This is a genomic window from Parafrankia sp. FMc2 (assembly GCF_041008525.1).
Taxonomy (GTDB): domain Bacteria; phylum Actinomycetota; class Actinomycetes; order Frankiales; family Frankiaceae; genus Parafrankia.
Genome location: NZ_JBFLUG010000094.1, coordinates 21,277 through 30,207, shown reverse-complemented (window position 1 = coordinate 30,207; position 8,931 = coordinate 21,277). Strand labels below are relative to the sequence as shown.

Annotated in this window: 6 protein-coding genes and 1 pseudogene; 1 reads left to right on the top strand and 6 read right to left on the bottom strand. The window is 71.8% G+C overall.

Annotated elements, in window-relative coordinates:
* The 5 genes and pseudogenes from AB1460_RS25785 to AB1460_RS25765 all read right to left on the bottom strand — a co-directional run.
* A pseudogene (locus AB1460_RS25785) lies at nucleotides 1-361 on the bottom strand (hypothetical protein); the annotation flags it as partial.
* Nucleotides 358-1,560: a homogentisate 1,2-dioxygenase gene (locus AB1460_RS25780; protein WP_368964689.1), complete on the bottom strand. Its 1,203-nt coding sequence runs from the start codon at nucleotides 1,558-1,560 to the stop codon at nucleotides 358-360. The pseudogene AB1460_RS25785 and the gene AB1460_RS25780, both read right to left, overlap by 4 nt.
* Nucleotides 1,561-1,640: 80 nt before the next feature.
* The gene (gene hppD / locus AB1460_RS25775) at nucleotides 1,641-2,846 is read right to left on the bottom strand and encodes a 4-hydroxyphenylpyruvate dioxygenase (protein WP_368964688.1); all 1,206 of its coding nucleotides are present in this window, start codon (nucleotides 2,844-2,846) and stop codon (nucleotides 1,641-1,643) included.
* 119 nt (nucleotides 2,847-2,965) lie between these two features.
* Complete coding sequence (locus AB1460_RS25770; protein WP_368964687.1) at nucleotides 2,966-3,646, bottom strand: response regulator; 681 nt, start codon at nucleotides 3,644-3,646, stop codon at nucleotides 2,966-2,968.
* A complete protein-coding gene (locus AB1460_RS25765) occupies nucleotides 3,643-5,052 on the bottom strand; it encodes a sensor histidine kinase (protein ID WP_368964686.1) in 1,410 nt (469 codons plus the stop codon). Before AB1460_RS25765 ends, AB1460_RS25770 begins: the two co-directional genes overlap by 4 nt.
* A 378-nt stretch (nucleotides 5,053-5,430) precedes the next feature.
* On the opposite strand from AB1460_RS25765, the gene AB1460_RS25760 reads away from it, so the two are divergent.
* Entirely contained in the window at nucleotides 5,431-7,767 is a 2,337-nt protein-coding gene (locus tag AB1460_RS25760) for an MMPL family transporter (protein ID WP_368964685.1), read from the top strand.
* A 66-nt stretch (nucleotides 7,768-7,833) separates the two neighbouring features.
* Here the strand turns inward: AB1460_RS25760 and AB1460_RS25755 are convergent, their stop codons facing one another.
* Nucleotides 7,834-8,865 carry an aldo/keto reductase gene (locus AB1460_RS25755; protein ID WP_368964684.1) on the bottom strand — a complete coding sequence of 344 codons (1,032 nt, stop codon included), beginning with the start codon at nucleotides 8,863-8,865 and terminating at the stop codon, nucleotides 7,834-7,836.
* Nucleotides 8,866-8,931: the final 66 nt, after the last annotated feature.

Below are 8,931 nucleotides of genomic sequence, written 5' to 3'. Positions count from 1 at the left end.
CCTCGACCCGGGTCGCTACGGCCGGGGAGAGGTGGGTGAGTGCCGGCGGTCGTAGCTGGGTCATGACGGCGGGCAGCTCGCTCGCGGTCGTCGTCACCACGAGCGGCACCGGATCCGGGGACTCCCGTGGCCCCGCCCGCCCCAGTGCCTCGACCAGCTCGCCGAGGCGGGCCGCCGGGACGACGAACCTGCCCACCATCGTCCGCAGGGCCGCGGAGCGGGACCGGTACGCGGCCAGCGCCGCGTCCATGGGTGCGTCGCCCGGTGGGAACAGGGCGGCGTCGTCGAACAGGCCGGCCAGCAGCCGGCTGACGGTGCTGCCGCTCGGGGGGCTGGCCAGGCCGGTGCACGGATTCGTCATGCGTCCGTGCCAGGGCGGGACCAGGACCAGGCATAGTCGCCGTCGTCGGCGGCCAGCGCGCCCTCACCCAGGTCGAGCGGGTGGAAGGTGTCGACCATGACCGCGAGCTCGTCGACGTGCTCGACGCCGAGCGAGCGCTCGACCGCCCCGGGCGCGGGGCCGTGGGAATGCCCGCCGGGATGCAGCGAGACCGAGCCCCGGCCGATGCCCGACCCCCGGCGGGCCTCGTAGTTCCCGTCGACGTAGAACATCACCTCGTCCGAGTCGACGTTGGAGTGGTAGTACGGCACGGGGACCGCCTGCGGGTGGTAGTCGACCTTGCGGGGGACGAAGGTGCACACCACGAAGTTCCGGCCTTCGAACACCTGGTGCGCAGGCGGGGGCTGATGCACCCGTCCGGTGATCGGCTCGAAGTCGGCGACGTTGAAGGCATACGGGTACAGGCATCCGGCCCAGCCGACGACGTCGAAGGGGTGCTGCGGGAACACGTGCACCGTTCCCGCCAGGCCGTCCCGGCCCAGGCGGTGCCGGACGTGGACCTCGACATCCGTACCCTGCGCCAGCATCGGTTCGGCCGGCGCCCGCAGGTCACGCTCGCAGTACGGCGCGTGCTCCAGGAACTGCCCGTACCGCGACAGATAGCGGCTCGGCGGCACGACGTGGCTGCTTGCCTCGACCGCGTAGAGGCGCAGCGGATCCGGCCCGGTGGGCACCCATCGGTGGATGACGGTGCGGGGCAGCACGACGTAGTCCCCGGGCCCGACGTCCAGCGTGCCGAACGACGTCTCGACCGCCGCGCCACCGCCCTCGACGAAGACACACTCGTCCCCGACCGCGTTGCGGTAGTACGGCGACGGCAGCGAGGCCACCACGTAGGAGATCCGGACGTCGCCGTTCCCGAGCAGCAGCCGCCGCCCGGTGACCGCGTCGGCCGCCTTGTGCTCCTGGCCTGCAAAGAGCTCCGGCAGCCGCAGGTGCCGGGGCCGCAGCGGCAGGTTCGCGACCAGTGTCTGGTCCGGCAGCTCCCACGCCCACGCGCCGACGATCGCCGAGGGAACGAACCGGTGGTACAGCAGCGAGGAGTCGGACGAGAAGCCCTCCGCGCCGACGAGCTCCTCGCGGTACAGGCCGCCGTCAGGCCGCCGGAACTGCGTGTGACGTTTCGGCGGGATGTCGCCCACCTGCCGGTAGTAGGCCATCGGGCCACCTCCCTCCGCCGGTCCTGCCCGCCTGCCTGTCCTGCCCGCCTGCCTGTCCTGACCGCTCCTCCGGCCCGGTCTCAGAAGTTGCCACGTAGCTGCTGTTCGCGCTCGATCGCCTCGAACAGCGCCCGGAAGTTCCCCTTTCCGAACCCCAGGGAACCGTGCCGTTCGATCAGCTCGAAGAACACGGTCGGGCGGTCACCGACCGGTTTCGTGAAGATCTGCAGGAGATAGCCGTCCTCGTCCCGATCGACCAGGATCCCGCGCCGCGCAAGCTCCTCGACAGGTACCCGGACCGAGCCGATCCGGGCCCGCAATGCCGGGTCCTCGTAATACGAGCTCGGGGTCGACAGGAAGTCCACTCCCGCGGCGACCATCGCGTCATACGCGGCGATGATGTCGTCCGTGGCGAGCGCGACGTGCTGCGCGCCCGGACCGCCGTAGAACTCCAGGAACTCGTCGATCTGCGACCTGCGTCTTCCGACCGCGGGCTCGTTCAGCGGGAACTTCACGCGGTGGTTGCCGCTGGCGACCACCTTGCTCATCAGCGCGGAGTACTCGGTGGCGATGTCGGCGCCGACGAACTCGGCCATGTTCGTGAAACCCATGACCCGGTGGTAGAAGTCGACCCAGTGGTCCATCCTGCCGAGCTCCACGTTGCCGACGACGTGGTCGACGGCCTGGAACACCCCTCGCGGCGCACCCGGCGGCCGGGCCAGCGTCGAGCTCCGCCGTTCGTAGCCCGGCAGGTAGACGCCCTGGTAGCGGGACCGGTCCACCAGGGTGTGCACGGTGTCCCCGTAGGCCGCGATCGTGGCGAGCCGGACGAGACCATGCTCGTCCCGGACGTCGTGCGGTTCCTCGACGACCGTCGCGCCGCGCGCCCGGGCATGGTCGACGCACCGGTCGACGTCCGGCACCTCGAGAGAGATGTCGACGAGGCCGTCGCCATGGCGCCGCTGGTGCTCCACGAGCGGACTGGCCGGATCGTAGGCGCCCTTCACCACGAACCGCGCCGCTCCGGAAAGCAGTACAAAGGCGCGATGGTCGACATTTCCGGTCTCCGGCCCCGAGCAGGCCACCAGCTCCATCCCGAAAGCCGACTGGAAGTAGTGGGCGGCCTGCACCGCGTTGCCGACACACCAGACCAGCGCATCCCACCCGGAAACGGGGAACGGGTCCGCGGAACCGTCGTACTCCACCAGGCCGACCAGCTTCCTCAGCTGGTCCAGGTCAAGGTCGGCGAGGCGTTCCAGGTCATTTGTTCCCTGATCAACCGACATGTCGACGACCCCTCATCCGTGAGCTGCGCCGTCAGGCCATCACACGTCAGGGGAGTTTTCAAACGCGGCATTCACGCGTGCCTGCGAGGCAGCCCAACTGCTCAGCCGGTTCAGCCGGTTCAGCCGGCGCGGGTGTCGCCGGGCGGCTGGACGAGGTTCGCCTGGTAGGCGATCACCACCAGCTGGGCACGGTCGCGGGCGCCGAGCTTCGTCATCGACCGGTTGATGTGGGTCTTGACCGTGAGCGGGGAGAGGAACAGCGACTCGGCGATCTCGTCGTTGGACAGGCCGGTGGCCACCAGGCGGACAACCTCGGTCTCCCGGTTGGTGAGCCGGTCCAGCGCACCGGCCGCCGGGCCGGCGGACAGCCGGGGCCGGGCGACGTAGTCGGCGATGAGCTGGCTGGTGGCGAGCGGGGAGAGCAGCGCCTCGCCGCGGGCGACGACCCGCACCGCGTTGATCAGTTCCTCGGGCTCGACACCCTTGCCGAGGAACCCGCTCGCGCCGGCCCGCAGCGCCTCGAAGACGTACTCGTCCAGCTCGAACGTGGTCAGCACCAGGACGCGGGTGTTCGCCAGCCGCGGGTCGGAGGTGATCGCCCGGGTGGCGGCGATGCCGTCCAGGCCGGGCATGCGGATGTCCATGAGCACGACGTCGGGGGCGAGCTCGACGGCCAGCCGGATCGCCTCGGCGCCGTCGGCCGCCTCGCCGACGACCGTCATCTCGGAGGTGGCGTCGATGAACACCCGGAACCCGGCCCGTACCAGGGGCTGGTCGTCGGCCAGCAGCACCCGGATCACGCCCTGCCCCCGGAGCGCCCGGTCCGGCCGGCATCCGCCGCGGGGGCGGTGCCTGGCAGCGCGACGACCACCGCGCTCGTGTGGGGTGGCGGGTCCGCGTCGTGATCGGAGCTGGTGCGGGTGCCTCCGCTGGAGTCGGCAGGTGGCGGGAGGGGGAGCCGGGCCGAGATCGTGAAGGAGCCGTCCCTGCCGCGGCCGGCGTGGAGCTGGCCGCCGAGCGTTGCCGCCCGCTCCCGCATGCCGATGATGCCGTGACCGGCGACGTAGCCGGACTCGGAGGCCTGTTCGGCCCCAGGCGTGTGGTGCGCCAGCGGCGGGGGGTCCGTTCCGGCGATATCGACCGCCGTCCACTCACCTGTCCGCACGAGGTCGGCGGGGGGACCGCCGCTGTGGACCTGGATGCGCAGGCCATGCTGCTCGTAGGCGAGTCTGATGTGGGTGTGCCCGCCGCCGCCGTGCTTGTAGGCGTTGGTCAGGCACTCCTGGACGATCCGGTACGCGGCCAGGTCGACGAGCGCGGGCAGCTCCCGCTCCTGCCCGGTGGCGGCCCAGGTCAGCGGCAGGCCGCTGGCGGCGAAGCCGGCGACGAGCTCGTCGAGGTGGGCCAGCCCGCGGGCGGGGCGGGTGGCGATCGGCTCGTCCGGCTCACGCAGCACCCGTACCAGCGCGGACAGTTCGTCCAGGACGGTGCGGCTGGCCTCGCGGACATGGCCGAGCGACTCCTCGGCCCGGTCCGGATCGGTCCGCAGGACGTGCGCGGCGACGGCGGACTGCACCTTGATGAGCGCGACGTGGTGGCCGACGACGTCGTGCAGCTCGCGGGCGATGCGCAGCCGCTCCTCGGCGACCTGCCGCCGCGCCTCCTGCTCGCGGCCCTGCTCGGCGCGCAGCGCCCGGTCCTCGACGGCGAGGATGTAGTCACGGCGGCCGCGCACCGAGTAGCCGGCCAAAGTCGCGAGGCCGAGCCAGGTCCACACCGAGGCGATGTCGCCGAACGACGGGCTGTTCGCCAGGCTCGCCAGCGTGGAGGTCAGGCAGGCGAGGACGGCGCAGCACCACACGATCGCGCCGCGCCGACGCACGGCGACGGTGTAGATCGCGACACCCATGGCCAGCTGGAGCACCGGGTTCTCCAGGCCCGTGCCCCAGCCGACCGCGAGCAGCGTGATCGCCGCGGCGAGGACCGACAGCGGCCAGCGCCGCCGCGGAAGCAGGACGAGCGCCGCCAGCACGCCCAGGACGACCGACGGGGCGGTGAGGGCGTCCGCGTCGGCGTCCGGGGCGGCGAGGGCGGCGCAGATGCCGACGCCGAAGGTGGCGACCACCACCAGGCAGTCGACGAGGTAGGGCCGGGAGTGGGCGTACACCCGCAGCGACGCCCACGCCGGTGTGAGGCCGGCGGACATTGTGTTCACGCTACCGCCGGTAGCCGCGCTGTCGACCCCCGTCGAGAGTAGGTCCCGGGTACTGCGGACGCAGTACCCGTCTACCGCGCCGGTCGCTCGCTCGGCAGCCCGCATCACCGCCGCGATCACCGCCGCGGGGGAGTCCTGCCGGGCCGCAACGCCGCCCGCAGTAGGAGAACGGTGGTCACGGGCCGGGTGGGGCCGGCCCGGCAGGTCCGGTGCCGGTCCGATGCTGGGCGGTCGCCGGGTCTGCAGGCGGCGGAGGGAATCGGTTGATGCTGCTGCATCTGCGGCAGTCGCGTACGCCTGTGGCGGTATGCGCAAGTGACGTCGCTGGCTGGATGTGGCGGGGGGTCGTCCAGAAGCAGGGTTGTTCCCATGGCTCTCTATCTCCAGCGGCTCGGCCGCTTCTCCTTTCGGAGGCGAGGTCTGGTCCTCGCCCTGTGGCTCGGAGTCCTGCTCGTCTCCGGGGTGGGCGCCGCCACCCTGTCCGGGCCGACCCTGGACACGTTCACGATGCCGGGCACCGAATCCCAGCGGGCGCTCGATCTGTTGGAGGAACGCTTCCCCGAGGCCGGAGCGGACGGCGCGACGGCCAGAATCGTCTTCGCCGCGCCGGACGGGTCGCCGCTCACCGCGCAGCGCTGGCAGGACGCGGTCGGCTCGGTCGTCAGCTCCCTGGACGGTACGGACGAGGTCGCCTCCGTCGCCGATCCCTACAGCGGACGGCTCTCCGGTGACGCCACGGTCGGGTTCGCCCAGGTCACCTACAGCGTCGCCGCCGCCGACCTCTCCGATGAGGCCCGCGACACCCTGGACCAGGCGATCGAGCGGGGGCGTGCCGCGGGTCTGACCGTCGAGGCCGGAGGCGACGCCACCGAGGACGACGGCGGGAGCGGAGCGACCGAGCTGATCGGTCTGGCGGTTGCGGCCCTCGTCCTGGTGATCACGCTCGGATCGCTGGTCGCCGCCGGCCTGCCACTGCTGGTCGCGCTGGTCGGCGTCGGCACCGCGGTGGCAGCGATCACCGCCGCGACCGGCTTCATCGAACTGTCGTCGAACACCTCGACGCTCGCGGTGATGCTCGGCCTCGCCGTCGCGATCGACTACTCGCTGTTCGTCGTCTCCCGCTACCGCCAGGAGCTCGGGCGGGGCCTGAGTCAGGAGGACGCGGCGGGCCGGGCGGTCGGAACCGCGGGCTCCGCGGTCGTGTTCGCCGGGCTGACGGTGGCGATCGCGCTGGTCGGCCTGGTGGTCGTCAACATTCCGTTCCTGACCGAGATGGGCATCGCGGCCAGCTTCGCCGTCCTGCTCGCGGTCGTGATCGCCCTGACAATGCTGCCGGCACTGCTCGGCTTCGCCGGCGCCAGGGTCCGCCCGCGCCGCGACCGGTCAGACCAGGGTGGTGACTCCCCGGGCCGGCACCTGCCGAGCACGCCGACCCGCGCGCGTCGCTGGGCCGCCTGGATCACCCGTCACCCGGTCGCCGTCCTCGTGGCCACCGTGATGGCCCTCGGCGCCGCCGCGATCCCGGCGCTCGACATGCGGCTCGCCCTGCCCGACGACAGCACCGCCGCGCCCGACAGCTCGGCGCGCAAGGCCTACGACCTGCTGTCGGACAACTTTGGCGCCGGCTTCAACGGGCCGCTCACCATCACCGTCGACACCCGCCCGAACGCCTGGTCGCCGGCCACCGACCCGCAGGCCGCGGCGGACGCCGTCGGGGCCGAGATCGGCCGTCTCGACCACGTCGCGAACGTCAGCCCGGCGCAGGTCAACGCGGCCGGTGACACGGCGATCCTCAGCGTCATCCCGGAGACCGGCCCGGCCGCCGTCGAGACCAGCGACCTGGTCCGCGCCATCCGCGACCTGCCGGCACCCGACGGCTCCGAGGTCTCGGTGACCGGGAGCACCGCGCTCGCCGTCGACATCACCGACTCGCTCGGCGACGCCCTGCTGCCCTACCTGATGGTCGTCGTCGGTCTCGCGATCATCCTGCTCTGCCTGGTCTTCCGCTCGGTACTCGTCCCGCTCAAGGCGGTGGGCGGCTTCCTGCTCACCGTCGTCGCGTCGCTCGGCGTGGTGGTCGCGGTGTTCCAGTGGGGCTGGTTCGAGGGGCTGCTCGGGATCGAGGGTCAGACCGGGCCGATCATGAGCCTGCTGCCCGTCCTGATCGTCGGCCTGGTGTTCGGTCTCGCCATGGATTACCAGGTCTTCCTCGTCACGGGAATGCGTGAGCAGCACGTCCACGGCGCGAGCCCGACCGAGGCGGTTGTCTCCGGCTTCGACCACGGAGCCCGGGTGGTCACCGCCGCGGCGATCATCATGATCAGTGTCTTCGCCGGGTTCATCCTCACCCCGGAAGCGCTGATCAAGCAGATGGGTCTGGCGCTCGCGCTCGGCGTCGCCATCGACGCCTTCATCGTCCGGATGACGATCGTCCCCGCGGTCATGGCCCTGCTGGGGCGCGCCGCCTGGTGGATGCCGCGCTGGCTCGACCGTCTGCTGCCCAACGTCGACGTCGAGGGCGCGCGGCTGGTGGACCACGCGGCGCCAGAACAGGGTGCGCCCGAGCAGGGTGCGGTGGATCAGTCTGCAGCGGATCAGCCGGGCCGCGATCTGCCGGGGGCTCCGGCCAGCTACGCCGCGGTCATCCGCCAGGGTGGCCGCGGGCACGCGGACACCGAGCCAATCCGGTCCAGGCCCGGCCGTTGAGCCATCGGCCGGGGATGCGGGAAGGCCGCCGTCCTCCGGCGGCCTTCCCCTCCCGTCCGTCCCAGGTCAGCGGCGGCGCAGGGCAGGCTTGTCGAGAGCGGGCGGCACGTAGCCGGCGTCCGCCGGGTTGAGGGTCACCCCGGGCGGGACGATCTCGTCGATCCGGTCCAGCGTCGCGGTGTCCAGCACGACGTCGGCACCGGTGAGCTGGCTTTCCAGATGCTCCATCGTGCGCGGGCCGATGATCGCGGAGCTGACCGCCGGGTGACGCAGCACGAACGCCAGCGCCAGCTCGATCAGCGTGATGCCCACCTCGGCGGCGAGGTCGCCGAAGGCGATCGCAGCCTCGACCTTGCGCTGGTTCTCCGATCGGGAGAGGTCGAAGCGGTCCGGCACCCGGGATGCCCGGGCCGTCCGGGTGCTGGTGCCATCGCCGCCGTCGCGGGTGTAGCGCCCGGAGAGGTAGCCACCGGCGAGCGGGCTCCACGGCAGCACGCCGAGGCTGTACTTCTGCGCCACTGGCAGCAGATCGGCCTCGATGCCGCGGACGAGCAGCGAGTAGGGCGGCTGCTCGGTGACGAACCGCTCGCGGTTGCGCCGCTCGGCGACCCACTGCGCCTCGACCACCTCGTGGGCCGGGAACGTCGAGCTGCCGAAGTAGCGGATCTTGCCGGCACGGACGAGGTCGGTGAGCGCGCCGAGGGTCTCGTCGATGTCGGTCGACGGGTCGGGGCGGTGCACCTGGTAGAGGTCGATCCAGTCGGTGCCGAGGCGCCGCAGGCTGTTCTCCACCTCCGTGACGATCCAGCGGCGGGACAGACCGCGCTGGTTGACATCCGGACCCATCGGGATGAACAGCTTTGTCGCCAGCACGACGTTGTCGCGCCGGCCGGCAAGAGCCTTTCCGACGATCTGTTCGGACTCGCCGGAGGAGTAGGCGTCCGCCGTGTCGATGAAGTTGATCCCGGCGTCGAGCGCCCGGTGAATGATCTTTATCGAGTCGTCGTGGTCCTGGTTGCCCCAGTCCCCGAACATCATGGAGCCGAGGCAGAGCGGGGAGACCCGCACGCCGGTGCGGCCGAGTACGCGGTGATCCACGTGACCTCAGTATGAGGGGTGCACAGCAGGTGCGGATAGCTCTCGTGCGCGCCGGGCCCCGTGTCT